24 protein-coding genes and 1 pseudogene are annotated in these 26,417 nt (G+C 40.2%); 11 read left to right on the top strand and 14 right to left on the bottom strand.

Going from position 1 to position 26,417, the window contains the following annotated elements; translation table 11 throughout:
* Positions 1 to 2 precede the first annotated feature (2 nt).
* The 3 genes from MKY22_RS07285 to MKY22_RS07275 all read right to left on the bottom strand — a co-directional run bounded on the left by MKY22_RS07285 (position 3) and on the right by MKY22_RS07275 (position 2,935).
* Positions 3 to 683, bottom strand: a complete 681-nt coding sequence (locus tag MKY22_RS07285) for a response regulator transcription factor (protein ID WP_341087857.1) — start codon at positions 681 to 683, stop codon at positions 3 to 5.
* A 319-nt stretch (positions 684 to 1,002) separates the two neighbouring features.
* Entirely contained in the window at positions 1,003 to 1,329 is a 327-nt protein-coding gene (locus tag MKY22_RS07280) for a four-helix bundle copper-binding protein (protein WP_071908772.1), read from the bottom strand.
* Between the two features lie 91 nt (positions 1,330 to 1,420).
* Entirely contained in the window at positions 1,421 to 2,935 is a 1,515-nt protein-coding gene (locus tag MKY22_RS07275) for a multicopper oxidase family protein (protein WP_341087853.1), read from the bottom strand.
* A 187-nt stretch (positions 2,936 to 3,122) separates the two neighbouring features.
* On the opposite strand from MKY22_RS07275, the gene MKY22_RS07270 reads away from it, so the two are divergent.
* A complete protein-coding gene (locus MKY22_RS07270; RefSeq protein ID WP_341087852.1) occupies positions 3,123 to 3,695 on the top strand; it encodes a YdhK family protein in 573 nt (190 codons plus the stop codon).
* 204 nt (positions 3,696 to 3,899) lie between these two features.
* On the opposite strand, the gene MKY22_RS07265 is transcribed toward MKY22_RS07270, so the two are convergent.
* The 5 genes from MKY22_RS07265 to MKY22_RS07245 form a co-directional block, all read right to left on the bottom strand.
* On the bottom strand, positions 3,900 to 5,483 hold the full coding sequence (locus MKY22_RS07265; RefSeq protein WP_341085783.1) for an IS1182 family transposase: 1,584 nt from the start codon (positions 5,481 to 5,483) through the stop codon (positions 3,900 to 3,902).
* 146 nt (positions 5,484 to 5,629) lie between these two features.
* The gene (locus tag MKY22_RS07260; protein WP_341087850.1) at positions 5,630 to 6,244 is read right to left on the bottom strand and encodes a response regulator transcription factor; all 615 of its coding nucleotides are present in this window, start codon (positions 6,242 to 6,244) and stop codon (positions 5,630 to 5,632) included.
* Entirely contained in the window at positions 6,241 to 7,557 is a 1,317-nt protein-coding gene (locus tag MKY22_RS07255) for a sensor histidine kinase (RefSeq protein ID WP_341087848.1), read from the bottom strand. Before MKY22_RS07255 ends, MKY22_RS07260 begins: the two co-directional genes overlap by 4 nt.
* A 52-nt stretch (positions 7,558 to 7,609) precedes the next feature.
* Positions 7,610 to 8,392 (bottom strand): hypothetical protein, encoded by a 783-nt coding sequence (locus tag MKY22_RS07250; RefSeq protein ID WP_341087844.1) that lies wholly within the window; start codon positions 8,390 to 8,392, stop codon positions 7,610 to 7,612.
* A gap of 60 nt (positions 8,393 to 8,452) precedes the next feature.
* Positions 8,453 to 9,151: a cytochrome c biogenesis CcdA family protein gene (locus MKY22_RS07245; protein WP_034786404.1), complete on the bottom strand. Its 699-nt coding sequence runs from the start codon at positions 9,149 to 9,151 to the stop codon at positions 8,453 to 8,455.
* Between the two features lie 230 nt (positions 9,152 to 9,381).
* Between MKY22_RS07245 and MKY22_RS07240 the strand changes: the two genes are divergently transcribed.
* The 4 genes from MKY22_RS07240 to MKY22_RS07225 all read left to right on the top strand — a co-directional run bounded on the left by MKY22_RS07240 (position 9,382) and on the right by MKY22_RS07225 (position 13,550).
* Positions 9,382 to 10,101, top strand: coding sequence for a peptidoglycan DD-metalloendopeptidase family protein (locus MKY22_RS07240; protein ID WP_047395615.1), 720 nt, complete (start codon positions 9,382 to 9,384; stop codon positions 10,099 to 10,101).
* 183 nt (positions 10,102 to 10,284) lie between these two features.
* Positions 10,285 to 10,860: a recombinase family protein gene (locus tag MKY22_RS07235; RefSeq protein ID WP_341087840.1), complete on the top strand. Its 576-nt coding sequence runs from the start codon at positions 10,285 to 10,287 to the stop codon at positions 10,858 to 10,860.
* Positions 10,861 to 11,059: 199 nt separating this feature from the next.
* Positions 11,060 to 11,428: an ArsR/SmtB family transcription factor gene (locus tag MKY22_RS07230; protein ID WP_017474136.1), complete on the top strand. Its 369-nt coding sequence runs from the start codon at positions 11,060 to 11,062 to the stop codon at positions 11,426 to 11,428.
* Positions 11,421 to 13,550 (top strand): heavy metal translocating P-type ATPase, encoded by a 2,130-nt coding sequence (locus MKY22_RS07225; protein ID WP_214730047.1) that lies wholly within the window; start codon positions 11,421 to 11,423, stop codon positions 13,548 to 13,550. The genes MKY22_RS07230 and MKY22_RS07225 overlap by 8 nt, the downstream gene beginning before the upstream one ends.
* A 200-nt stretch (positions 13,551 to 13,750) precedes the next feature.
* Here MKY22_RS07225 and MKY22_RS07220 read toward each other — a convergent pair whose 3' ends face one another.
* On the bottom strand, positions 13,751 to 14,686 hold the full coding sequence (locus MKY22_RS07220) for a heavy metal translocating P-type ATPase (protein WP_341087838.1): 936 nt from the start codon (positions 14,684 to 14,686) through the stop codon (positions 13,751 to 13,753).
* Positions 14,687 to 14,689: 3 nt separating this feature from the next.
* Between MKY22_RS07220 and MKY22_RS07215 the strand changes: the two genes are divergently transcribed.
* The 3 genes from MKY22_RS07215 to MKY22_RS07205 all read left to right on the top strand — a co-directional run bounded on the left by MKY22_RS07215 (position 14,690) and on the right by MKY22_RS07205 (position 16,079).
* Positions 14,690 to 15,391, top strand: coding sequence for a copper resistance D family protein (locus MKY22_RS07215; RefSeq protein ID WP_341087835.1), 702 nt, complete (start codon positions 14,690 to 14,692; stop codon positions 15,389 to 15,391).
* Between the two features lie 197 nt (positions 15,392 to 15,588).
* Complete coding sequence (relB, locus tag MKY22_RS07210; RefSeq protein WP_026829710.1) at positions 15,589 to 15,813, top strand: type II toxin-antitoxin system RelB family antitoxin; 225 nt, start codon at positions 15,589 to 15,591, stop codon at positions 15,811 to 15,813.
* Positions 15,810 to 16,079, top strand: a complete 270-nt coding sequence (locus MKY22_RS07205; protein WP_035408288.1) for a type II toxin-antitoxin system RelE family toxin — start codon at positions 15,810 to 15,812, stop codon at positions 16,077 to 16,079. Before relB ends, MKY22_RS07205 begins: the two co-directional genes overlap by 4 nt.
* Positions 16,080 to 16,468: 389 nt before the next feature.
* Here MKY22_RS07205 and fabF read toward each other — a convergent pair whose 3' ends face one another.
* On the bottom strand, positions 16,469 to 17,707 hold the full coding sequence (fabF, locus tag MKY22_RS07200; RefSeq protein WP_341087823.1) for a beta-ketoacyl-ACP synthase II: 1,239 nt from the start codon (positions 17,705 to 17,707) through the stop codon (positions 16,469 to 16,471).
* Positions 17,708 to 17,828: 121 nt separating this feature from the next.
* On the opposite strand from fabF, the gene MKY22_RS07195 reads away from it, so the two are divergent.
* From MKY22_RS07195 to MKY22_RS07185, 3 genes and pseudogenes are all read left to right on the top strand, one after another.
* Complete coding sequence (locus MKY22_RS07195; RefSeq protein ID WP_047395643.1) at positions 17,829 to 18,668, top strand: helix-turn-helix transcriptional regulator; 840 nt, start codon at positions 17,829 to 17,831, stop codon at positions 18,666 to 18,668.
* A 283-nt stretch (positions 18,669 to 18,951) separates the two neighbouring features.
* Positions 18,952 to 19,995: a Fic family protein gene (locus MKY22_RS07190; protein WP_341087819.1), complete on the top strand. Its 1,044-nt coding sequence runs from the start codon at positions 18,952 to 18,954 to the stop codon at positions 19,993 to 19,995.
* Between the two features lie 154 nt (positions 19,996 to 20,149).
* Positions 20,150 to 20,308 (top strand): annotated as a pseudogene (locus MKY22_RS07185) (ATP-binding protein); the annotation flags it as partial.
* 216 nt (positions 20,309 to 20,524) lie between these two features.
* Here MKY22_RS07185 and MKY22_RS07180 read toward each other — a convergent pair.
* The 4 genes from MKY22_RS07180 to MKY22_RS07165 all read right to left on the bottom strand — a co-directional run bounded on the left by MKY22_RS07180 (position 20,525) and on the right by MKY22_RS07165 (position 25,566).
* Positions 20,525 to 21,760, bottom strand: coding sequence for an MDR family MFS transporter (locus tag MKY22_RS07180; protein ID WP_047395646.1), 1,236 nt, complete (start codon positions 21,758 to 21,760; stop codon positions 20,525 to 20,527).
* 780 nt (positions 21,761 to 22,540) lie between these two features.
* The gene (locus MKY22_RS07175) at positions 22,541 to 22,918 is read right to left on the bottom strand and encodes a GtrA family protein (protein WP_052169496.1); all 378 of its coding nucleotides are present in this window, start codon (positions 22,916 to 22,918) and stop codon (positions 22,541 to 22,543) included.
* The gene (locus tag MKY22_RS07170; RefSeq protein WP_341087806.1) at positions 22,915 to 23,871 is read right to left on the bottom strand and encodes a glycosyltransferase family 2 protein; all 957 of its coding nucleotides are present in this window, start codon (positions 23,869 to 23,871) and stop codon (positions 22,915 to 22,917) included. Before MKY22_RS07170 ends, MKY22_RS07175 begins: the two co-directional genes overlap by 4 nt.
* A 24-nt stretch (positions 23,872 to 23,895) precedes the next feature.
* On the bottom strand, positions 23,896 to 25,566 hold the full coding sequence (locus MKY22_RS07165) for a DUF6044 family protein (protein ID WP_341087803.1): 1,671 nt from the start codon (positions 25,564 to 25,566) through the stop codon (positions 23,896 to 23,898).
* Positions 25,567 to 26,417 lie beyond the last annotated feature (851 nt).

Raw genomic sequence — 26,417 nt, 5'->3', positions numbered from 1 at the left:
TGTCATTTCGTTTCATCCTCACTCCAACGATATCCTCTCCCCCAAATTGTTTTCAGATGCCTATCGATCGGGTAATCTAACTCTCTTAACTTTTCTCTAATCATCTTAATATGAGAATCAACTGTCCTCGGATCCGATTCTGACGTATAAGACCAAACGAATTCATAAAGCTCTAGTCTGTTGAACAGCCTTCCAGGATGTTGAAGGAATAGTCGCAGTAATGCATGTGCTTTTGGTGTAAAGTCAATCGACTTGCCATCTAGTAAAATTAAATTGTTGCTCTCATCGAACGTAAGTCCGTGGTAGATAACGGGTTCTTTTGCTTTCCTTCTCATGACAGACCGAACTCTTGCTAAAAGTACGTCCCCGTTAAACGGCTTTGTGACATAATCTGTAGCTCCAGCATTTAGTCCTTTGACGATGGATTCAGCATCATTTAGAGCCGTTATCATGATGATAGGGACTTCCGGGTGAGAATCCGTTATTTTCTTACATACTTCGAATCCATCGTACATTGGCATCATTACATCCAATAAAATCAAATCGAAGGTTTCTTTTTTCACTTTCTCTAAAGCTTCGATCCCATCATTCGCCATACTACATTCATATCCTATTGGTTCTAGATAGAGTCTTAATAATTGCCTCATTCTTATTTCATCATCAACAATTAATATTTTATCCATCCTAGTCACCACCTCTTACATTAAAATTTTTTAATAATAAATGATTGTTAGTCTATTTCCTCATAAATTTCACGAACTTTCTATATAATCAATTCAACCTATAGAATGGAGTTGATTTTCATGAAAGTGTTTATGAAGAGTTTGATCGTTATCCTCTATGTATCCTTATTTTCTCTCACCATACTACTGGTCTATAAGGGTTATGAACTTTTTCATAACTAAGTATCTTAGTGCTTATAAATGAAAGAGCATCAGCTTTTTAGCTCATACCTTTTTCGGCATGGCGACATAGATGCTCCTTCATTTTTAACACTTCGCTTTAAGCAATTAATTTACGACAGACTTTTGCACATTCATTACAGGCCTCAGCGCACTTTTTACAATGATCATGATCATGTTTCGAACATTCGTCGGCACATCTTTCACAAATTTCAACACAGCTTCTTGCAAGAACATCAATATTGCTGCTGTTTCGAGAAATAGCTTGTACTAAAAGACTACAAATTTCAGAACAATCTCTGTCTAGACGTATACACTCTGCCATCGAAGAAACATGATGTTCACTCAAACACGCATCAAAGCATTCATTACAAGTCACTATACAGTTGTGTAGGGCACCTAAGATTTCTTGTTGTCCAGTATTCATTCTAAAATACCTCCATTTTCCGTCTTTTTTGACTTACACAAAGTCTATTTCCTTAGTTTGTGAAGAAAAGATGAAAACATTCACCTATTTTTTAGTCCACTTTCAACTGACCCATCATTCCGTTCTCTTCATGTTCAAGGATATGGCAATGGTACATGAATACCCCTTTTTCCTTGAAAGTCATCTGAATCTTAACTCGTTCATCTGGTTTTATAGCGATAGTGTCTTTTAGACCTGCTTCTTGATTATCCAGTTTCTGTCCGTTTCGCTCTAATACTTTGAATTGGACTCCATGAATGTGGAAGGGATGAGTCATTCCACCCATCATGTCTTTTTTATTATAGACCTCCCAAATTTCGGTTTCTCCTTGTTTCGCTTTAATATCGATTCTCTTCTCATCAAACTTTTTCCCATTGATTTCAACATTTTTGCCCATCCCGAAAAGAGTTAACTTTTGATTCACTGTAGACAAGGTCTTTAGCGGCCTTTCATATCCACTTTTCGGCGCCAATGCACTTAGGTTCGTCCCTTGTTTATCCTTCAGCTTGAAGTTAACGACCCTTACTCCATTCGTCTCAAATGAAACAGTCTCACCAATTTTTCTTTTTGAAAAGTCTACCAATACCTCTATACGTTCGCCTGGACTTAATTCAATTTTCTTTACGTTTTTCGGTTTTGAGATGTAACCACCATCATCAGCAATTTTTTTAAAGGATGAACCGTCAGATAGCTTCACTACGTAGTTACGTGCATTGGAGCCATTTATCAATCTGACTCTAAGTTGCGAATATTTTACGTTGAAATATGGATTAATCGTACCGTTTACGAGGAGGGTATCGCCTAAAGCCCCATCTGTTTTTTCTACATCAGCATATCCAAGGACATTCCTGTTTTTAACTTTTCGATCTTGAAGAATTAATGGAATATCATTTTCACCATATTTTTGAGGTAGCATCGTCTCTTTAGTTTTTTCATCTTTTACGTACAACAATCCTGCTAACCCCTTGTAAACTTGTTCAGCAGTTTTCCCCATTGGATGTGGATGAAACCACAATGTCGATTCATCTTGCTTCACTTTAAACTTTACTACCTTCGTTTCACCAGCTTTCACGACCTGATGTGGTCCGCCATCTACGGATGATGGTACAACAAGACCGTGCCAATGGAATGTAGTCGCTTCTGATAAGCGATTCACCGTACGGATTGTTACCATTTTTCCTTTTTTCAATTCCACTACAGGACCTAAATAATTTCCGTTATATCCTAGAGTTTCAGTTTTTTTACTATCTCGGAAGAACTGTGTCTCCCCTTGTTTAGCGACAATCGTGTATTGAATGGAATTCTTGGTTTCACGATCGGATTTTAGCATCTTAGGGATGTTCAATCGTCGCTCTTTTTCTTCAGTTGATTTTAAATCGACACTCGCGCCATGTCCCATACCTTCCATCATAGTCTGATTTGTAGTAGTGTTCCCTCCATTCATCATAGATTTCATGTGCTGTTTGTTATTTGGCATAGTACCTCGGATAAAAAGTAAATACGAACCGCCCACTATAATCATGAGAGTAAAGATACCGATAGTTGCGATTAACCATCTTTTCTTCACATGGATCATTCCCTTCAATTAATTATTATCTTTAACTTAAAGAATGATTGTGAAAAAAATATGTCTTTCCACCCATGAATTTTATAGTTTTTTTCAATGTGTTACTTTTCTGCTCTCTGCAATGTTTCTGCAAATTTATGTGATAGAGTCTATGGAAAGCATAAAAAAACAATTGGAGGTAATTTTTATGAAATTAAAGAAAAAGATTTTTATGACAACTATGGCTGCTTCGCTTTCTTTAGCACTCGCTGCGTGCGGAAGCAATGGTGATGATTCTAAATCAACAGGAAGCATGGATAAAAATATGGACGGTATGGATCATTCGACGATGGACATATCTGGATCGAAAGAGGTTCCGAAAGGGCTCCAAGAGGCTAAAAACCCTAAATTTAAAGTTGGCGACATGGCGATGATCAAAGAAGCACATATGGAAGGCATGAAAGGGGCCGAGGCTAAAATTGTAGGAGCTTATGATACTACTGCTTATAGCATTTCTTATGACCCTACAAATGGCGGGAAACGCGTCACGAATCATAAATGGATTATTCAAGAAGAGATTGTAGATGCCAAGTCATCTCCTTATGAAGTAGGCGATGAAGTAAAAGTAGACGCGGATCATATGAAAGGAATGAAGGATGCTACGGCCACTATCGACTCAGCTAAGCAAACAACAGTGTATATGATTGATTTCGAATCGACTACAGGTGAAGAAGTGAAAAATCATAAATGGGTGACTGAAGACGAACTATCTGCAGAATAAACGATAAACAAGAGAGGAACGGTTTTTTAACCGTTCCTCTCTTGTCTTATTTCTCCTTATTTAAGGAACCCACTTGTAACCAATTCCCCATACTGTGCGAAAGTGTTCTTCAATGAGGCTGGGACATAACTAGCTGAATTTAACGAAAAGAAGGAATTGCCATCACTGAGGATGTGCAATTCCTTCTTTTTTCATTGTCTCTCGTCAAGCTGCCCTTCGGGCAACGCTTTGGATGAGCCATTTCCTCAAATTTACGGCCATGAGGATGAAGCCGAGCTCACGCTTCACCTTCGCTTTTCCTCGCACAGAAAAGCGAGTGAAACTCAAATTAGCCTTCAGATATCCAAAAACTGGTTCCACGTCTATCTTCCGTTTCGCATAGAGGGATCCTGTTTTTTGATCTGAAAGCCATTTTTTCATCTGTTCTTTTTGTTCTTCCCATGAAGTGTTTATGTGTACCTGTCGGTGACGCCCTTCTTCGGCCTTTGTACAACGGGAGCGGAACGGGCAGCCATCACACCCTTCACTTTCATACACCTTGAAATCACGCGTGAATCCGTAACGATCTGTTCTCTTGGACATGTAACGGAACGTTACGTCCTGTCCATTCGGGCACACAAACCGATCCGCCGTTTCATCGTAAGACCAGTTCGCTGTGTTAAAGGGATCGTTGCGCCATTTTCGCGACTTTTCTTTTTCGAACATCGTGTAAGGGATGAGTGGAATGCGCCCACGGCGCATCAGAATATCCTGATAATTCTCCTGACTCCCATAGCCGGCATCCGCAACGATATGCGGTGGTAGTGGTAAATATGAGCTGACCTCATCTAAAAAGGGGAGTAACGTCCGGGCATCCGTCGGATTCGGATAAATATCATAAGCGAGTGTGTATTGTCCTTCGGTCGCGATTTGAACGTTATAGCCTGGTTTGAGTTGTCCATTTTGCATATGATCTTCTTTCATTCGCATGAACGTCGCGTCCGTGTCCGTTTTCGAATAGCTGTTCCGTCCAGCGAGCGTCCTCTTTTGAAGGGCGTATCTCTGTTTCCGCTCGATGAAATCTGTAATTTCCTTTCGAAGGAGACGTGGTTCCTTCCGTTCAGAACGCAGACGTTTTCTTTCTTGGGTGTCCGTACTCGCCTCGATTTTTTGGTTGATGGAAGCGATATGTGCGTCTACAGCTTCACCCATGTGTTCGAGTTCTGAGAGAGTAAGCTCGTCCGGGTTTTCTCGTTCAATTTCCGGTAGGATGTCTTGTTCGACGAGGTTGTCATAGATACGATTCGATTTGTCCACGAGAGACGCACTATGACGTTCAATCGATTTCCGCCAAACAAAGGTATATCGGTTCGCATTCGCCTCTAACTTTGTACCATCGATAAAGATGGCTTCTTCATTGATTTCTCCCATCTCGACGAGATGGCAACGGAAGGTAACGAAGGCTTGCTTCAATATCGGAGTGACTGCGGGATGCACTCGAAAACGGTTGATGGTACGATAGCTCGGCGCATTCCCTTGTGCTAGCCACATCATCCGCAGACTATCGGATAGTAATCCTTCAATCTTCCGACCGGAGAAGACCGATTGTGTGTAGGCACATAAGATAATTTTCATCATCATGCGTGGATGGTAAGCCGGGCATCCTGTCGTGCGCATGAAAGGCTCGAACACATCGTCTGGAATGGATTCGACGAGATGGTGGACAGCGAACGCAATATCATTTTCTTGAAGACGAACTTCTAAATCTAAGGGCAGAACCAGCTGGTTCATGTTATAATCTTTAAACATAAGGGCACCTCCGATGGTTATGGTTTGATCACTTTAACTTTATCAGAGGTTGTCCTTATTTGTTTATTCAGAATCGGTTTTTTTTCATAGAACAAGGCCCTCGAAACGTATAGTCGTTTCGAGGGCCTTTTGTTTGTGAAACTGAGTTATGTCCCAGCCTCAAGTTTTTCTCTTAAGTTTCTTACATGAGAGTCGACCGTTCGTTCATCTGTCCACTCATTTGCTAACCATAAACTTGAGAGCAGTTCCTCTCTTGAATAGACACGTTCTGGATTTTTTAATAACTTAGCAAGTAATGAAAATTCCTTTGGCGTGACTTTGACTAAGTGATTATCATAATACAGCTCATGGGCGTCTTCATTTAAGATTAGACCCGACGATTCGATTTTTGATCCTGAAGAAACTGTAGTTCGTCTGAAAATCGATTGAATTCTTGCCTTCAATTCCGCCTCGTCGAACGGTTTCACAATGTAATCATCTGCTCCCAGTTGTAATCCTTTTACGATTTCTTCTTTTCCGTCGAGTGCTGTCAATAAAATGATTGGTACATTCGAAACTTCCCTTATCCTTTGACAGGTCTCAAAACCATCCATTAAAGGCATCATCACATCCAATATGATTAAGTCAGGCTCATCTACATCAATCAAGTTCAATATCTCTCTTCCGCTGTTCAGCTTAATACAGGTATAACTGTCTTGCAGATAGAGTTCAATCAGTTCTAACATTCGATTCTCATCATCTACCAAAGCAATGGTTCTCATCCTGGAATCCCCCTCAAGTCAATGACAACCTTCAGCCCGTTTTCTACATTAATAGCTACGATGGTCCCTTTGTGCGCTTCAACTATTTCTTTCGTGATAGCCAAACCGAGCCCAGTACCTCCTGTTTCACGATTTCGTGAAGAATCTACTCGATAAAAACGATCAAAAAGATACGGGAGTGATTGCTCATCCACACCACCACCTTCATCCGTAACTTCAATAAAGTTTTCATCAAGTTTTAAAAATACGCGTTTGTTCGCATGTGTATATTTTAGCGCGTTATCCAGTAAATTTAAGAGAACCTGATCGAATCTAGCTTGGTCTATCTCTTTGTAGATGGGAGTTTTATTAATTTGAAGAATTAATTTCACTTGTTTCTCCTCAAATTTAAAAATTATTCTTTCACTGATTTTTTTTAAGAAATCATTCATCTCTGTGATCTGAGGATCTATTTGAAAATGTGGCTCTTCCAATCTAGCAAGTTCAAACAAATCCTCAATCAGTTCTTGAAGTCTTTCGGATTCCTCATAGATAATATCTCCAAATCTCGATTCGTCTTTTTTGAGGAGTCCTGCATATCCTTTGATGTAGGTAATCGGCGTACGCAATTCATGTGTGATTGAAGTCAGAAATTGCTTTCTTGTATTTTGAATATGACGTAAATCAACAGATAACTTAGTGATCGCTCGTGCTAAATCTCCTACTTCGTCGCTTCTCTCAGCTTCTCTGATTTTCAGCACCTCGCCTTTACTTAACTTTACCGTTGCCTCTTTCATTGATAAAAGTGGCTTTATAATGATATAACTCAAAAAATAAACACTTACTAATAGAAAAAGTACTAACAAGAATAGAGAGAACACTACTTGTTGTTTCAATTCCCCCATCAAATGCTGTATATACTTCGTCGGCTCTAACATGATTATTTGACCGCCATCTTCAATATTACTCACCGTCACTAAAAATTTGCCCTCTCTCCAATTACCTTCTACGATTCCATCCTTTTTTTGAATCCAATCCGGGTTCAAAAATTGTTCAGCGTCGTTAGATGAATCGACGACTTGATTATTTTTGTCTAAGATAATCACATCAGTCATCGCCTTTTCCTCCATTAAAACAACGTGTTCAACTGTTTGCTTGTCGAAGTTAGTGGAAAGAACATCTCGATGACTATTGCCTCTCTCTTGAAGGCTCTCCAGTTCACTTTCTACTTGTTGATGCTCAAGAATGTTGTATACAAGAGCAGATGAGAGAATGAAAATCATGAGAATCCCGAAAAAATAAAATAACGTTATTTTAAATGAAAGTTTATTCATAAAGTACCTTTCTCATTTAAGATGATTACATATAAAAACAAACTGTTGAGATTTAGAAAAGAAAGTATTCTTCATTTAGGCGATACACAAAAGAGCTTTTATCATTTGATTCTTTTAAAAGGACAATTCCTTGAATATTGCTCCACAAATAATTAGCGAAATCATAATCACTAAAAATAGCCTCACGAGTAGAATGCGTCATGAAACATTCTATTTTTGTAATCGTATACATTCCCTCCGAATCACGTTGATAATCGAAAGAAAAAGAACCCTTTATATTAAGCCTTTGAGCAATTATTGCTACGCACTCCTCTAAAATCGAGTTGGCAAACACCTCGTATGAAAGAACAGTATCTTGGTACCGTTCATACTCTTCTCTCATAAAACAGCAAATCACTTCACTAGATCGATAATCGACATATGCATCAATTTTCCCCACCTTTACACCTTCAGGCGCATTCTTTATCTGGTCAAAAGAATAAGTGAAAGTATTACCTTGAACCGAAAATGAATCATGAAGTACTGTTTTATCCCAGTCAAAGGATGTTATAAACGCTACGTTATTTTTTCTCATTTTCAACTTATGTTTTGATAACGTAGATGCTTCTTGTTCGCTTAAAGGGATAATCCAGCCTATTTCTTGAGAAGTACAATATTCAATCAGATTACTAATATACCCTTCTTCTGATTCTTTTTTTGAAAATGAATCAAAATATTTAAAATCAGGAAATAGCTTTCGAACCCATCCTTCTTTTGAAGAAATATGAATATCTATACTTACAGGTTTAAGTTGTTTTATGTTCTCCATCAATTTCCAGTTTTCCTCTACTCCCATTATCAGGACATTTCACGAGACATTTACGATGCATCTCCTTTCGAAATAGAAAATAGAGCGTCAGAACCCTCTAAACCCTGTAAAATCAATCAATATTGTAGTTAGTTTCGTCAGACCATCGAAATACAATATGATACCTAATAAAATCATAAACCAGCCACCTATTTTCATAACCTTTGAAGAATAATTCATTAAGTATCTGGATTTCCCGACCAAAAACGACATCAAGAAAAATGGAATAGAAAAACCTAGTACATAAAAGAGCATATATAAAAATCCATTACTAGGATTCGTGGCGATCAAAGCAATAACTCCAGCGAGGATTGGTCCTGTACAAGGAGTCCATCCAGCAGCCGATCCGACTCCGACAATAAACGTTCCGATATAACCACGCTTTCTTTTTCCTAAGTTCATTCTTCGCTCTTTAAGTAAAAATATTGGGGTCCACAGACCAGTTAAAATAACACCGAATATGAATAAAATAAGTGCACCGCTCATCCGTAGAACATCTTTATACACTATAAAAAAATCAGCCAAATATGACGTTGAAAAACCCATCACTAAAAATACGCTCGAAAATCCAAGTAAGAAAACGAATGTATGGGGAACACCATTCCAGTTCCACTTTTTATTTTCTTTTAACTCTGTAACTGAAATTCCTGTAATGTAAGATAGAAAAACAGGATACAAAGCTAGGCAACATGGCGAGATAAAAGATAAAAACCCTGCCCCAAAAGCTAACAAAAAAGATAACTCCATCAAATTCCTCCCGAACTCTAAAAAATAAATCTTTTTTTAAGATGTATAAAAAAGAAATGTGTTTAATTTTAATCATAAAATCTGTTTGTGAAAAACCTATGCATTTTTTGATTAAATCTCGTATCAATTTTTGAAATGAATTTGATACACTTTTTTGTAATATAGTGATGCTATACTCCTTTTAACAAATCGTTTGTCACCGTATCTTTATCTTTAAAGGAGTACAACTAATGAAAAACAAGGTAATACTTATCGCTTCTAGCGTCTTACTCACAACAACTTTTTCAATGCATAGCCCAAAAGTTGAAGCAAGTAGTGCATATAAAGTAAAAGTAAAGACAGACGATCTCCGTGTTCGGACTGGTCCTTCTCTCAATTACAATATAGTCGGCGTGACTAACACTGGTCAGACTTTTTCTTATTTAGGAAAAAAAGGAGCTTGGACAAAAGTACTTTACAAAGGGAACACACGGTATATCTATAGTTCTTACCTAAAAAAATATAAGAGCCACGTTGCAAAAAAAATGACGTATAATGAGTCTCTTTTTGCTTCTCCTACTAAAGGGAGGCTGACCCAAGGATACGGAAAATCTAATGGCGCTTACGGTTATACATTCCATAATGGCGTTGATCTAGCTGCAACAAAAGGCACACCTGTCTATGCTTCTGCGAGTGGAAAAGTCACTACCTCTAAAAACAGCGGTGCATATGGTAAACACGTTATGATTTCACATAGTCTAAAGAATCAAAAATACGTAACCGTTTATGCTCATATGAATAGTCTTTCGGTAAAAAGTGGTCAGACAGTCTCTAAAGGTATGAAGATTGGAACAGTTGGGAATACAGGAAACTCGTTCGGAAATCATTTACACTTTGAGATTCATAAAAACAGTTATAAATACAGCAGTTATTCTGCAGCGAATAGTGTCAACCCATTGAACTATTTGTAACCTAAAAAAAGAAGAGAGGATGTCCTAAGACAGCATCTTTTCAGATCATAGAAAAACCCTCATTTCGACGTCGAAATGAGGGTTTTTCTATGATCTGAAGTGACTTCATCAAGTCATTTATTTTGAAGTGGATTGCTGTGATCTAGCGTCTCATAAGACTTGTCTCAAAAGTGAGGTGATATTTTGCGGAAAATTGGTTATGTACGTGTCAGTTCAACTAGTCAAAACCCTTCAAGACAATTTCAGCAGCTAAGCGAATTCGGAATGGATATTATGTACGAAGAAAAAGTTTCTGGGGCAACGAAGGAACGTGAGCAACTTCAAAAAATGTTAGAGGACTTACAAGATGGTGACACCATTTATGTTACAGATTTAACTCGAATTACTCGTAGTACACAAGATTTATTTGAATTGATCGATTACATACGAAGGAAAAAAGCCAGCTTAAAATCACTCAAGGATACATGGCTAGATTTATCAGAGGATAATCCATACAGCCAATTCTTAATTACAGTAATGGCTGGTGTTAACCAGTTAGAGAGAGATCTTATCCGTATGCGTCAACGTGAAGGGATTGAGCTGGCTAAGAAAGAAGGAAAGTTTAAAGGTCGGATAAAAAAATATCATAAAAATCATGCGGGAATGAATTATGCAGTAAAGCTATATAAAGAAGGAAATATGACTGTAAATCAAATTTGTGAAATTACAAATGTGTCTAGGGCTTCATTATATAGAAAGCTATCGGAAGAGAACAAATAGTTCAGTCCTATTCCATTAATTGGCCAGATAATGTTATGTACTTAAAGTCTTATGCAGTTTGGTTATTTTGTTATTAGAATTGGGTACTCCAATTCTTTTTTTATGAATTCTTTACTCATTCAAAAAAACACTTGAATGAATTATTAAAAATGGTTATACTATATTCAAATAAACACTTGAATGATATTGGGGTGAGAATGTGATTAAGAAAGATACTTGTGAAATTTATTGTTATGACGAAGAAAAGGTCAATCGAATACAAGGTAATTTACAGACAGTAGATATTTCTAGTGTTGCCCAAATGTTAAAAGCTATTGCAGATGAAAATAGAGCAAAAATTACCTATGCTTTATGTCAAGATGACGAACTGTGTGTGTGTGATATAGCAAATATTATAGGTGTTACGGTTGCAAATGCCTCTCATCACCTGCGAACGCTCCATAAGCAAGGGATTGTTAAGTTTCGAAAAGAGGGAAAACTTGCATTTTATTCATTAGATGATGAGCATATCAGACAAATTATGATGATTGCATTGGCACATAAGAAAGAGGTGAAGATCAATGTCTAGTGGGAAAGCAAAACTGTCTGAAGAAGAAATGAAAGCCTATCGTGTTCAAGGATTTACTTGTACTAACTGTGCAGCCATTTTTGAAAATAATGTTAAAGAACTTCCCGGTGTTCAGGATGCGAAAGTAAATTTCGGAGCATCTAAAGTTTATGTTAAAGGGACGACAACCATTGAAGAATTAGAAAAAGCAGGAGCATTTGAAAATTTAAAAATTCGAGATGAAAAAGAACAAAGGGTAGAACGAGAACCTTTTTGGAAGCAGAAAGAAAACATTAAGGTATATGTATCAGCTCTTTTACTTGTAGTTAGCTGGTTCTTAGGAGAGCAGTATGGTGAAGAGCATGTTCTACCGACAATTGGTTATGCAGCGTCCATTTTAATCGGTGGATATTCGTTATTCATTAAAGGTCTCAAAAATCTAAGCAGATTAAATTTCGATATGAATACGCTTATGACTATTGCAATTATAGGAGCTGCAATCATTGGTGAATGGGGTGAAGGGGCAACCGTTGTTATCCTATTTGCGATTAGTGAAGCATTAGAGCGTTATTCAATGGATAAAGCACGTCAATCTATTGAATCTTTAATGGATATTGCCCCAAAAGAAGCGTTAATTCGACGAGGCAATGAAGAAATGATGATTCATGTTGATGATATTCAAGTTGGAGACATCATGATTGTTAAGCCCGGTCAAAAGTTAGCAATGGATGGAATAGTGGTTAAAGGTACATCGACATTAAATCAGGCTGCGATTACAGGTGAAAGTGTTCCAGTAACGAAAACCACAAATGATGAAGTATTTGCAGGAACCTTGAATGAAGAAGGGTTACTTGAGGTTAAAGTAACAAAACGAGTTGAAGATACTACTCTTTCAAAAATCATTCACTTGGTAGAAGAAGCCCAAGCAGAACGGGCCCCTTCTCAAGCGTTTGTCGATAAATTTGCAAAATACTATACACCAGCTATTGTCATACTAGCTCTTTTAATTGCGGTAGTTCCACCATTATTTGGCGGAGACTGGAGCCAATGGATTTATCAAGGCTTAGCTGTATTAGTGGTTGGTTGTCCTTGTGCCTTAGTAGTCTCAACTCCAGTTGCTGTGGTTACAGCAATAGGAAATGCAGCGAAAAATGGTGTTTTAATTAAAGGTGGTATCCATTTAGAAGAAGCAGGACACTTAAAAGCGATAGCCTTTGATAAAACAGGAACATTAACCAAAGGGATTCCTGCTGTAACAGACATTGTGACATATGGTAGAAATGAAAATGAATTAATGACCATAACAGCAGCCATTGAAAAAGGATCACAGCACCCTCTTGCTTCAGCGATTATGCGAAAAGCAGAAGAAAATGGATTAAAATTCAACGAAGTAACAGTAGAGGATTTTCAATCCATTACAGGTAAAGGCGTTAAAGCCAAAATAAATAATGAAATGTATTATGTGGGAAGTCCAAATCTTTTTGAGGAATTACACGGAAGCATTTCAAGCGATAGGAAAGAAAAAATTGCCGATATGCAAACTCAAGGTAAAACGGTGATGGTGTTAGGAACAGAAAAAGAAATTCTTTCGTTTATTGCCGTAGCCGATGAAATGAGGGAATCGTCTAAAGAAGTTATCGGCAAGTTGAACAATATGGGAATCGAAACAGTGATGCTAACAGGCGATAACCAAAGAACGGCAACAGCCATCGGAAAACAAGTTGGTGTTTCGGATATTAAAGCTGACTTACTTCCAGAAGATAAGCTTAATTTTATTAAAGAACTTCGAGAAAAACATCAAAGTGTGGGGATGGTCGGAGATGGCGTGAATGATGCTCCAGCCCTTGCGGCATCTACCGTTGGTGTAGCAATGGGTGGTGCTGGAACTGATACAGCTTTAGAAACGGCTGACATCGCCTTAATGTCTGATGATTTGAGTAAATTGCCATATACAATAAAATTAAGCCGTAAGGCTTTAGCAATCATCAAGCAAAACATTACCTTCTCTTTGGCGATTAAATTAGTGGCATTACTTTTGGTCATGCCCGGTTGGTTAACACTTTGGATAGCTATATTTGCTGATATGGGAGCAACTTTACTTGTAACATTAAACAGTTTACGCTTATTGAAAATCAAAGAATAGGTTCTAAAATGGGCGTCAACTATCGGGTGCGATCATTGAAAACAATGTTATGCTTTAAAAGGGATATTAACAGGAAATATACAACTAAAGGACGCTTTAACTGAGCAACGGAAAAAGCCAAATTTCTCAATTGATGTTGAGAAATTTGGCTTTTTAGTATGGGAATTTCCTTAGCATTGTAAATCCGCATTTTCCTGACGCTACCCCTTATAGAACCACTCTCCCCAACTACCAAGTTGGAGTAAAGGTGGGACGATCATCAGCAACAATGCACCTAGGAAGACGAACGGTGTATACACTTTCGCGAAACGATCGATGAACGCTTCACTCGGTGCTTTATTATCCTGCGCTTCCTCGACCAGTTCAATGATGTGCGCAAGCGTCGTCTCTTGATACGTCTTCTCGACGATCATGTCGAACGAACGATCCATGTTGAGCGTTCCGGCAAATACGTGATCTCCTTCCTTCTTATCGACAGGAATCGATTCGCCCGTGATCGGTGCTTGATTGATGGTCGTCGTCCCGTTCAGGATCGTGCCGTCCAGTGCAACCTGATCACCTGGTCGAATCCGGAGGATTTCTCCGACTCGCACCGCTTCCACCGGTTTACGTCTAACGTCCCCGTCCGTCAGCACGAAGGCTTCCTTCGGAGACAGTTCAATCAGTTTCTGAATGGAATTGCGCGTCCGCGCAAGGGAGCGATTCTGAAGCAAATTGCCGATGGCAAAGAGGAAGACGACGGTCGCTCCCTCGAGCCACTCCCCGATACATGCGGCACCGATGGCTGCTACGCTCATCAATACGTTCATGTCGAGTGAGCGGGCACGGACGGCATAATAGGCACTCCGGAAAACTCTCCCCCCACTGAGGATCAAGGCGATACCGTACAAAACATTCGGAAGATACGCTACTCCGCTCGTTTGGATGAGCAATCCCAGACCAATCAAAATCCCGGACAGGATCAAGGAGATCCCCTCGAACGACCGGACCGGTGCCTCGGACGTTTTCTTTCCCTTGACGTATCCATCGAAACCGATCTTGTTCAGCTCGCTTTGGACTTGTCGAGCATCCAGCTGATGGTCGATTTCCATCTCCCCACGGGCAAACGAAACTGTGACGGTCTGGACATTTTGCATCTTTTGAGCATCAAAGGGGCAGAAGGCATACTCGTACATTCTATTCACGCACTCGCCGTCTTCATCTGGACCGGTGGATTGCTCATACTCGGCTTTTGGAGTCCATCAGACCGTAACTGGGGCATCTTCCTCGAATGGTTCAAACCACTCGTGACGCTATGTTTCTTACTGATCGTCGGTTCCGGCATCTATCTGATGTCTGTCGTCGTGCAGGTAGAGGAGTATTCCGATTCCTGGATTTTACCGTATGGACAAGCCTTACTCTGGAAACACGTCCTGATTCTACCCGTGCTGATCATCGGTATCATGAACGGGAAGTGGAGTTACGCGTCTCCTGAACGATCGTTTGAAGTCCGACGGATGCGGATGCGCAAGGAAGGCATCTTGATCCTGCTTCTCTTCACAGCGACTGCGTGGCTCGGTCAACAGGAACCCCCTCACTCGATCAAGGATACTCTTCAATCCAGCGGGGCTGGTCCACTGTCAGGGTTTCTTTTCCCTAGCTTGCGTTTCACCTATTCTGATATCCGGTTCGAGCCGACCATGATATCCCTCTTCTTGATGGCAATCAGCCTCCTTTTCGTGGGATTGTTGGTGTACGTCATCCGATCAACCCAAGACTCCATCAAGACCCTCTATCTTGGATTAGGCGTCTCGATCTCATTATTTTTCGCAGCGTTGTATAGTATTTCCGTGTATTTATGATCCTCCACATGAGCATTTCAGCGTGTGCGACGTCTTATACAAAAAGAAAGGCACGCGATACAGCAGCCTTTCTTTTTTCATACTTATTCATCATTTTCATACTAGTTATAACAGGTTCAATCCTATTTTAAATCGGTGCCATTTCTAGACTACTACTGGAATATGTATTACAATGTATTACAAAGGAGCTGATAATCATGAGTACCATTTCCGTACGTCTGGATGATCAGGATACACGACTTATCAAGGAATATGCGAAGGCAAAGAACATCACGATTTCTACACTCGTTCGCGATGCCGTCCTCGACCGTATCGAAGACGAAATCGATTTGCAACTCTATCATGATTCCATGGCAGCACACCGTAAAAAATCAGAAGCGATATCTTTCGACGACATGATGAAGGAACTTGATTTAGAATGACAGCTTATAATGTAGAATTCGAGCGCGGGGCTCAAAAATCTCTCAAGAAGATGGACCCACAACAAGCGCGGATCATCATGTCCTGGATCAAGAAGAACCTTGTCGGGACGGATGATCCGCGTCGTCATGGGAAAGGACTCGTCTCGAATCGCTCTGGCGAATGGCGGTATCGCATCGGCGACTATCGTCTGATTGCTGACATCCAGGATGAGAAAGTCGTGATATTGATTCTTGAGATTGGACATCGTCGGGATATCTATAAATAAAGCATCCAAAACTCATATCTTAGGAAGTACATGATAATCAATCAAAAGCCTTCTCTTTTGACGATATGATGAAAAAGCTAGAATTAGAATGACAACATATACAGTTATTTTTTTAGGTGTGGATTCAAACCTCCCTTCAGAGGGTGGATTATTAAAATAAAGATCATGATGTCCTAGTTAAGGCAAACTCTGACTAGAACTGATGATTCGCGCTTTATGTAAAATAGATAGAACGTGTCATGAATCGTTGGATGAATGACGATACAGCAATAGTGAAGGTTCCCGAATCACTAACATTCAATAAGAATTGGATACACAAAAAAGATTGTATACATTTTCAGCGAGTACTTACTCATTGAGTTCTCTTGTCCGAACCCAAACTCTGATGCTTAATCCATATATTTTTTCAAGACGATGGCGGCGTTATGACCACCGAATCCGAAAGAATTGGATAGTCCGTACTGCATCTCCAGCGAACGAGCCCCTCCTGCTACATAATCCAGGTCACACGTTGGATCATCGACTTCAAGATTAATCGTTGGTGGAATGATTCCTTCCTGTAAACATTTCGCAAGCGCGATCGCTTCCGCTCCACCGGCAGCACCGAGCATGTGACCTAGCATTGATTTGTTCGCCGTCACCGGTAGTATGTTCGCATGTTCTGCAAACAATTTTTTAATCGCACGTGTCTCGGACTGATCGCCGACGATCGTACTCGTCGCATGGGCACTGATCACATCGATGTCATTCGTCTCAATCCCTGCCTGTTGAACGGCCCGCTTCATAGCGAGGTATGCTCCCTGACCTTCTGGATGAGTCGCTACTATATGATAGGCATCGGAACTTGCTCCGTATCCGACGACTTCCGCATAGATGGACGCACCTCGTTGCTTTGCGTGCGATAACGATTCTAGTATCAAGATACCTGCTCCCTCCGACATCACGAAACCATCGCGTGTCGCGTCAAAAGGACGACTCGCTTTAGCGGGTGATTCGTTTCTTGTAGACAATGCCGTCGCATTACCGAAGCTTGCTATAGACAATTCAGTGATACCCGCTTCTGTTCCACCAGCGAATGCAGCATCAGCCTCTCCCATTCGAATGAGTCGATATGCTTCACCAATAGCCGTGTTTCCAATCGCACACGCGGATACAGGTGACATGGAAGGTCCCATCGCTTGCCACTTGATGCTAATCTGAGCTGCTGCTGCGTTAGACATCATGGAAGGTACGAGACTCGGACTGACCCGTCTCGGACCTTTTTGGTGCAAAGCATGAACACCGTCAATCAACGTTTCAATGCCCCCTACACCTGATCCCACATATACAGCAAGTCTTTCCCGACACAGATCAGATTCTCCTAGTTTTGAATCGTTCCAGGCTTGATCAGCAGCCGCTAATGCGAACTGGACGAAGCGGTCCAGGTTACGAGCGGCTTTTTTACCAATCACCTTTTCCGCATCAAAGTTTTTTACACTCTCTGCAATCTTTACTTTGAAATCAGTCGTATCAAACGTATCGATTTCCGTGATGCCTGAATTTCCAGCAATCATATTATTCCAAAAGGACTCCACGTCGTTTCCGATTGGTGAGACGACACCCATTCCTGTGATCACTACGCGCTCCATGTTTCTTCACTCCTCGTAATAGTATGAGATAATCATACGTGTCGTCATATATCCTATTACAAGTGTTCATTTATCCTATTATCAATGATACTTGGATGGAGAGAAGTCAGGAGGAGAACATATGGATGACTCGAATCGATTAGAAGCCCTATCCTATTTTTTGAAGACGAAAAGAGCACAGCTCAAACCGGAGTCGGTGGGGCTACCGCCCGGATCAAGAAGAAGAACACCTGGCTTGAGAAGAGAGGAAGTCGCTCAATTAGCAGGCGTCAGTACGACATGGTACACCTGGCTAGAACAAGGACGGGATATCAAGGTATCTAGAAGCGTCCTGGACTGTATCGCCGAGGCGTTATGTCTGAAAAGGGATGAACACGAATATTTGTACGATTTAGCATTAGGGACGCAGATCGTCAGTAGGAAAATCCAAGCTTCCCCTGCGACCATCAGTCCGTCACTCGAAAAAATTCTGTCTGCCTTGACGACGTGTCCGACGATCGTCACGGATCGTTACTGCCATATTGTGGGCTGGAATCCGGCAGCGGCCCATGTGTTCGTAGATTTCGCGACCATTCCAGAATCACAGCGTAACCTCATTCGCCTCTTGTTCTCACAGAAAGAATTCAAAGTACTTGCCGGGAACTGGGAACATTTCGCCAAAGGGTTCTTGTCCATTTTCCGTGCATACTACGGTCAATACTCTGGTGATGAATGGTATACGTCCTTCATTCAGGAGATGAGTGATACGTATCCTGAATTCAAATCACTCTGGATGGAGAGTCAGGTCAGTAAGGCTCCGGAAATCCTGATTGAATTCCGACACGGAAAAGTCGGTAAGATGCTATTCGACCTGACCTCTCTTCAAGTGCAGGGAGAAGACGACTTGCGATGTAGCATCTATACACCTGTCGAGGAATCCGGTACAGAAGAAAAACTGAAACGATTGATTTTAGTTCGATGAATTCAAATGAAGTGAAAAACTGCTAAAAATATGGAAGCAATCGATGAGACGCTTTCCATGTCAGGATTGTTCCGTTCAAATCAGTCAGGATTGTCCGACTTTCGGATTGACAAGTAATCATGGTCATAAATAAATAAACATAGTCTAAATATGATAATTTGACTATGTTTATATGTGTTTGAACGACTTTAAATACATTATAATGAGTTTAAACATAGTCAAATAATATAAAAATGAGTATATTTAATCTAAAGTGATCTATTTTGCGAAGGGAGTTCGACGAATGCGCGACTATACATATACCTATCTCAAAGAGCTCGCCCTGCCGATGGAGACCGTCCGCTTGATTGGACGGATCAATGAGTATAAAGGCAAACAGGATCTCTATAAACAGCAAGCGCCTCAAATCCTTAACACCTTACGCGATGTCGCCGTCATCCAGTCGACGAAAGCCTCGAATGCGATCGAAGGAATCATCGTCACAGAAAGTCGTCTTCAGACCATCATGTCAAAGTCAGCCGACCCTGCCGACCGTTCAGAAGCAGAGATTGCTGGTTACCGCGACGTACTTAACCTGATCAACGCTTCAGCCGAGGACATCCCGGTCAATGCGAATATTCTGTTGCAACTCCACAAGGAACTCTATAAGTTCGTCCCCGTCGAAGGTGGGCGGTGGAAGAACGTCGACAACGAGATTAGTGAGACGTTCCCGGATGGCACGCGCCGGACTCGCTTCATCCCCGTCCCTGCGTTCGAGACACCGGCAGCGATGCAGGCGTTATGCGACAGCCTGCGAGAGCGTCGGCAACAAGAGGACGTCGACCCGCTCATCCTGACGAGCTTGTTCGTCCTCGATTTCCTATCCATTCATCCGTTCAATGACGGGAATGGTCGAATGGCACGATTGTTGACCCTCTTGCTGCTCTATCAGTATGGCTTCGAGGTCGGACGCTACATCAGTCTTGAGAAGATCGTCGAATCGCGGAAGGAAGATTATTATGAGTCACTCCGTCTCTATTCCGTGCGTTGGCACCAAAACCAACAAGATCCGTTTCCATGGATCAACTACTTGCTGAGCACGATTCTTGCTGCTTATAAGGAGCTTGAAGATCGCGTCGGATTGGTCACGACGGGTAGTCAGAACAAGAACAATCGGATTCGTCGTTTCGTTGAAGGACGAATCACACCGTTCACGAAAGCAGACGTAAGGAAGGCTTGTCCCGACATCAGTGAGACGACAATCAATCGCGTATTGCGTGACTTACGTGACGAGGGGATCATTGCCCCATCCGGTCTTGGTCGGAGTGCGAAATGGACGAAACAATAACACTACATGGTATCAAGAACATCCGTGAAGAATAAATAACTTATCATGCGAGAAGATTCCAATACCAATTCACTTACACGTATGTAACCGCTAGAATTTAGTTGACGGTTTTTGCTCGATGACGCTTTACACTTTTGCTCAATTTATTTAGAACTCTAGTAAAAGTCCGGATCAATGGGGCGAACTAATTGGTGATCAAGGAATCACAACTGCAATATTAGACCGTCTCTTACATCGTGTCGAAGTGATTCATAGCGATGACGACAGTCATCGCATGAGAAATCGTAAGAATTTATTTTCAACAGAAGTGTAAATATCAATCGAGCAGAAAACGTCAATTTCTACTTGACGTCGACAACTCATTGTCGCGAAATGTTGAAATCATCTCATTCATGCTGATTTAAGATATTTTAGATAGCATTTATCTGATATTAATTATCTATAGTAATTATTATTTTCGTGAAATCATTCTAAAGTCTAAATTAATATTTTATTTGTAATCGTACACTTTGTATTATCAACCTGATTGTCAAGTGGGAGAATACAGTCTAAATAATTGCAGATATAAACAAGCTCCAATGATAGCAAAAAGGAGAATGATAGTGAAGATACCAAGCGGGGCGATCCATCCTGATGCGTAGATAGCAAGAGGTGCTAGCGTCTTACCAAGTGTGTTTTGAAGACTATCAGCAGCTAGATACTGACCTCTTGCCTCCTCTGGAGCATAATGACCGATGAAACTCTGCGTGACTGGTGTACGCATGATCTCACCTAACGTGAAGATGAGCGTACAACCAAACAAAAACCAGATGTTGTTATTCCATCCGACTAAAAATGTACCTCCTCCTGCAAGTAAGGTCGAAACGACGAAGAGACGTCTTTCTGACCAATTTTTAAGTCGATTCGTTACGGGAAGGATCAAGATGACAAACAAAAGACCATTAAAGCTTACCAGATAGCCAAAAATGGATTGGCTCGTGAGCTGAAAAGAATCCAGCAAGTGCGGTACGAGAGGTTGTTTAGGCACATTGTCTATCACGTAAACTGGTAAGTAGAGATCGAGTTGCATCACTGGGAAGAGTGAACAGGTTCCCGCAATTACGTATAGCAGAAAAATACGATCTTTGAGAATAAGTCGATAGCCAGACCACTTAGACTGAAACGCATTTTTAAGTGGGGTCGTTACATCTTTTTGCTTGGATCGGACAGGTAAGGTTTCACTAACAATAAAATAGATCGTTATGAAGTAAAGAAAGAGAACTATTGCACAGGTCCACAATAACAGTTGACGATGTTGAAAAAAGAAGACTGCTCCAATGATTGGTCCTAAAACGGCACCAATATTGTTCACGGTCATAAATGTCGCATACACTTGTCGCAATTCATCTTTTGGAACTGTGTCCGCTATCATCGCTGAACTAGCAGGACGATAAAATGCTGCGCCTATATTAATTCCGATAAAGGCAACATAATTAATCCAAGGAGAAGAAGAGACAGCAAATAGAATAAACATGGTCATTTGCAAAAATGTTCCGATCAGCATCACAGGACGTCTCCCTAACGTATCCGCAAAGCTTCCTCCGGTTAAACTTCCGACAATACTTATTAAGGGGGGCAGTGCCATTATTAATCCAGCAGTCTGTAACCCTAGTCCTTTACCAAAATAGACCGTTAGAAAAGGAAAGTACATCCAAAATAGCAGATTGAAAAGGCCTTCTCCTATCAGTCTGACTTTCACATTAGGATTCCATGTAGTTTTGTTCATAATAACTCCTCTCATAGTTAACGAATAGCGTCTTCTTTTCGTAGCTTTACTATAGAGAAGATAGTTATCAAGATATAGACTTATATTTTGATATGGATTATACTAATATTATGAAAATTAAGTAAGGACACTTTTATTTAAATTGTCACGTAAAACGAACGTATGTTTGTTTTGAAACGAAGTGACATATCTTTCTGTCTTACTTTTTTCTATTTCTTAAGAATTTTAGAATTACCGACGATATAATTGTTCGATAAGAAGCAGTTCCTGTCTTTACATGACAGGAACTGCTTCTTATCGTTTAAGTTCATAGACTTTTACTTTATCGAGAAGGAGTAATAACGGACCAACTAAAAAATAAAAATTTCTTATTTTTAACAGAATTATTTACTACAAGAAGAAATTGCGATTTATTGATGTCGTTTGTAATAAATTTAAGTCTGTAAATTAGATTTCACGGATACTTTACTTTCATTCTTCTTTTGGGATTCGTTCATCAACGATCATTTAATGTGGTGGACTGAAGGGAGTCGATGAATAAGGAATAGGCATGGTCGATTACATGAGAAATAGCATATCCACCCATATAACTATGTGATGCATACGTTGAATGCGTCATTTTATCAAATTGTAAATGACTTTCCTCACTCTAATCTGAGTGGTTGATTTCTATAATTTGAAAATTCATTTGTCAGTCTTTTGATTTGCTACTGTGCTTTTGCAAGTGCAATTGAGAGGATAAAAAAAACAAGCTACCTCTATAGATAGCTTGTTTTATCATCATGATTTGCGAAATACCCAATAAGACTGACCTAGATAATTTAACCCCGTATAGATAATCATACCGATCAGAATTGCTCCAGTCTCTTGTAGATTTGGCAATACGTAATGCACTCCCCATAAACTAAGACGATAAGCGATGAGATAGCTAATCGAAACGACGATCAAAAAACGTATCCAATAGGGCCATCCTCCAGCCTCTTGACGAAAGGTGAAGCGACGATTTAGCATATAGCTGACCCAAACACCACATGCATTCCCGATCGCTGTCGCTCCCCAATAACCAGTATGCAAGACATGAAAACAAATCAGTGTCAGCGTCAGACCAACCAGCGTATTAAGAACTCCTACTAATAAGAAACGAAGAAAGGTCATCATTCTCGTTTTTTCTCGACGACATAACGAGGACGTCGTTTGACTTCCTGATAGATTTTACCGATGTATTCTCCTATCAGTCCAATACCTAGTAATTGAAGTCCGCCGATGAACCAGATCGACATCATTAAAGACGTCCACCCATCCATCGCTTCTCCTTCATATCTACGATAAAGAGCATATCCGACAAAACCGATCGAGACGATGAGCATGAATAGTGAGACTAAAAATAACAACTTAATCGGACGAACACTAAACGAGGTCACCCCATCCCATGCGAGTGCCATCATCTTTCGTAATGGATATTTTGATTCGCCTGCTGGACGTGATTGACGTGTATAGGTCACTTCTGCTGTTTGAAAACCAAGCGAAGGTACCATCCCCCGCAAAAAGAGATTGCGTTCCGGATGTGCACAAAGTGTTTCGACAGCTCGTTTGCTCATGAGACGATAGTCTGCATGATTGAAGATGGTCTCTACACCCAACCAGTCGATGAAGCGATAAAAGCCTTGAGCAGTCGACCGTTTAAACCAGCTATCGTTCTGACGATTTTCTCTTACCCCATAGACGATATCATTCCCTTTCGCAAATTCACTTAAAAACTGTTCAATCACTTTTACGTCATCCTGAAGGTCCGCATCCATTGACACAACACAATCCGCATCGGTGTGTCCTTCGACAAGACCTGCGAACAAAGCATTTTGATGTCCTACGTTATGTGCTAATTTTAATCCTCTAAACCGACCATCTTGTGCGTGTACATCTTCAATTTGGGCCCAGGTATCATCCTGACTTCCATCATCTACGAACAAGACAAAGGAGTCCTCAGAAATGAGGTCTCGTTCTCGCCACTCTGTTAAGAAACGGTGCATCGTATGGACCGTCAAGCGTAATACTTCCGTCTCGTTATAACACGGTATAATTATGCCTAGCGTAGGGATTGTCGTCATCGTCATACCATTACTCCTCCTTAAATGAACTTACTTCGTATTCTCTGTAGTAGCTTGGATACGGTATAACCTAATCTTCCAAGCAGAATGTTGATCTTCAAATGTTTTTTCGTACTGCAATCCAATGGCTGCAGCATTTTTGATTGGTACAGCAGACAAAAGATATGTCGCACCGATTTGCTTCAACTGTGCTGTATTGATAGATAAATGTCGAACCGGTACTTGATGCTCCTTTGTGTACTCGTATTCCTTACCGAGTTCAGATGAAAACACATAGACTCGATTTCCCCACGAATCAAAATAACGTTGTAATAGCTTACTTTTATCCAATTCTCCAGCAATCACCTTTCGGAAAGATGCTTTATAGCGTAATGGATAAAAGTTCACATAACCATCCACGGTTTGCATACCATTGTATTGTGCGATCGCAGGGTGCAATCCGAGAGAAGCGACCTGATAGTCTTTCGTTGGTTGGTTGATGAAGCGTTTAATGTCAGAAAACTGAGAAGTCGCATAAAACGCTTCATAGGATGGATGATGACGATAGAGGAACTCGGGATTCCATGCAAGCAAGACAAGGGTTTGGGCTACGAGCAGACAAGTCACCCATTTTCGTTTGGCAGTTCGCCATAGCCAGTCGAGCATCAAGTAAAACAATGCATACCACAACATCGGTTGAAGGAAGTGGAATCGTGAGAAATTGAAAGTTCTAATGAGAGAGACATGTTGCTTTAACGGATTCCACCCCTCATAAAACCAAAACGCATACCACAGCGATAGTCCAAATAGAAACCACATCAAAGTTCGAATTCGTCTTGCTGCATGATCTTTTTGACGAAATACTAGAAATCCAACAATCAGAAGTGTTAGGAGGATGATGGGCGATTGTACTGCGCGATCATGTGTATGACCAAACACCAAATTCTTAAAAAATAAACGAATACTTGCCCAAAATCCGTTATTCCCTGTTTCGAAGTCATTTCGACTCGTAGGCTCTTCTTCCCACAGCATCGAGAAGACCAGTCGATATTCAATTAATAAGTATAAAAGGACCTGAAGGCCATAGGCGATCCAAAAACGGCTATGAAAACTACGTGCGCGTATCTCCTTCACCATATGGTAAATGGCAAGCGTTGCTAAAAAGAAAACGATTCCTAGCACGAAGCTCGAATAGAACGGAACCACTAACAATACGAATGCACTCGATTTTATTTTCCGTCCATGCCAGATATTCCAATAAGCCCACAATAAGAGTGGCATCCCAAGCGTGCTGAGCATGCCCGATGGCCAGAATGGTGTCCAAGAAAATAGAACTGCTACCCACAGCGCATATGATTTAGGAATAACCCCTTTCGCATGATCACGTAGTAATAAGTACATTCCTAAGAAAGCAAAGATTCGGACCAACGTTTGACTGATCACGTATGCCGTAAATGGTTGGAACCATTGATATAGCCACACGATACCTGTAAACTCACTGACGAAAGCATTTCTCGAGACGACCCCATTCAATAAGTCAGGAACATTTGCATGAAGGCTTGCGTAAATACTATTGGTATCGACCAATGTTTTATACCACGTGATGTTTGAGTCTAGATTATCATGAATACGGACATGTGCATGTTCCCCCAGTAAGACCATCGGTAAAATATAGAGGCAAGCTAGTAGCAGCCCTATTAATATGCGAGTTTTTTCTCTCATCATACCTCTCCTTCATCTACTTTAAGATTTAATTCTTTTGCTAGTAGTTTCAAGAAATCAATTGCCTGTTCTTTTCCTCTTATAACTTTCTTTATGGTATATACTCCCTAAGAAACTATTTCCAATGATACCTTATATCACAATAGGATGGGTGACATTTATTAAATTTACTTTTCAGAATTAAAGTTAATTCAATTAATAAATTAGTTAAATGGAGATTAGAAGAATTAATCAATCTTGACCAGACCTCTTCTTCTTTTTCTACTTTTCCCTTTTATGAATGACTAACTATAGATTTTTTTAATTCTATCGAGGAACTACAAAGAAGCATCGTACCATTTCTGTTAAGAAAAGATACGATGCTTTTGGGTTCTTAAATTTACTTCATCAGCCTTCGAAAAGGAGAACAAGATTTGGAGACTTTGTTTTTTATATGACGAAGTTCCATAGGTACGTGTAAATTTAAAAATGATTTTAATATCGAACTAGAAAGTAACCTGGATTACGCTATTCTCATAAAAAGCACAAAATAATTAATTACTCAAATGGAGTGCGTTAAAATGCATATTCAAACTATAGATGCTTCAAAAAAGATTTATTATGATGAACTTGGCTGGTTAAGTGCATCTGACTGGTTGCATTGGTTAGATATGCATTTACAGTGCCATTTAAGAAAAAGATAGGCACTACATTATTCCTTATTTACAAAACTAATTATTTTTCATGATCGACTACATTTTTTCTCTAGACGAATTGTAATATTAAGTGCAACACCTAGCTGAAAACACAAAAAAACCCATAACAACCTCGTGTAGAATAGAGTTACCACACCAAATTCAACGGAGGATTCG

Origin of the sequence: Exiguobacterium sp. FSL W8-0210, assembly GCF_038006045.1 — a bacterium.
GTDB lineage: Bacteria > Bacillota > Bacilli > Exiguobacteriales > Exiguobacteriaceae > Exiguobacterium_A.
This window is presented reverse-complemented; position numbering and strand designations above follow the sequence as displayed.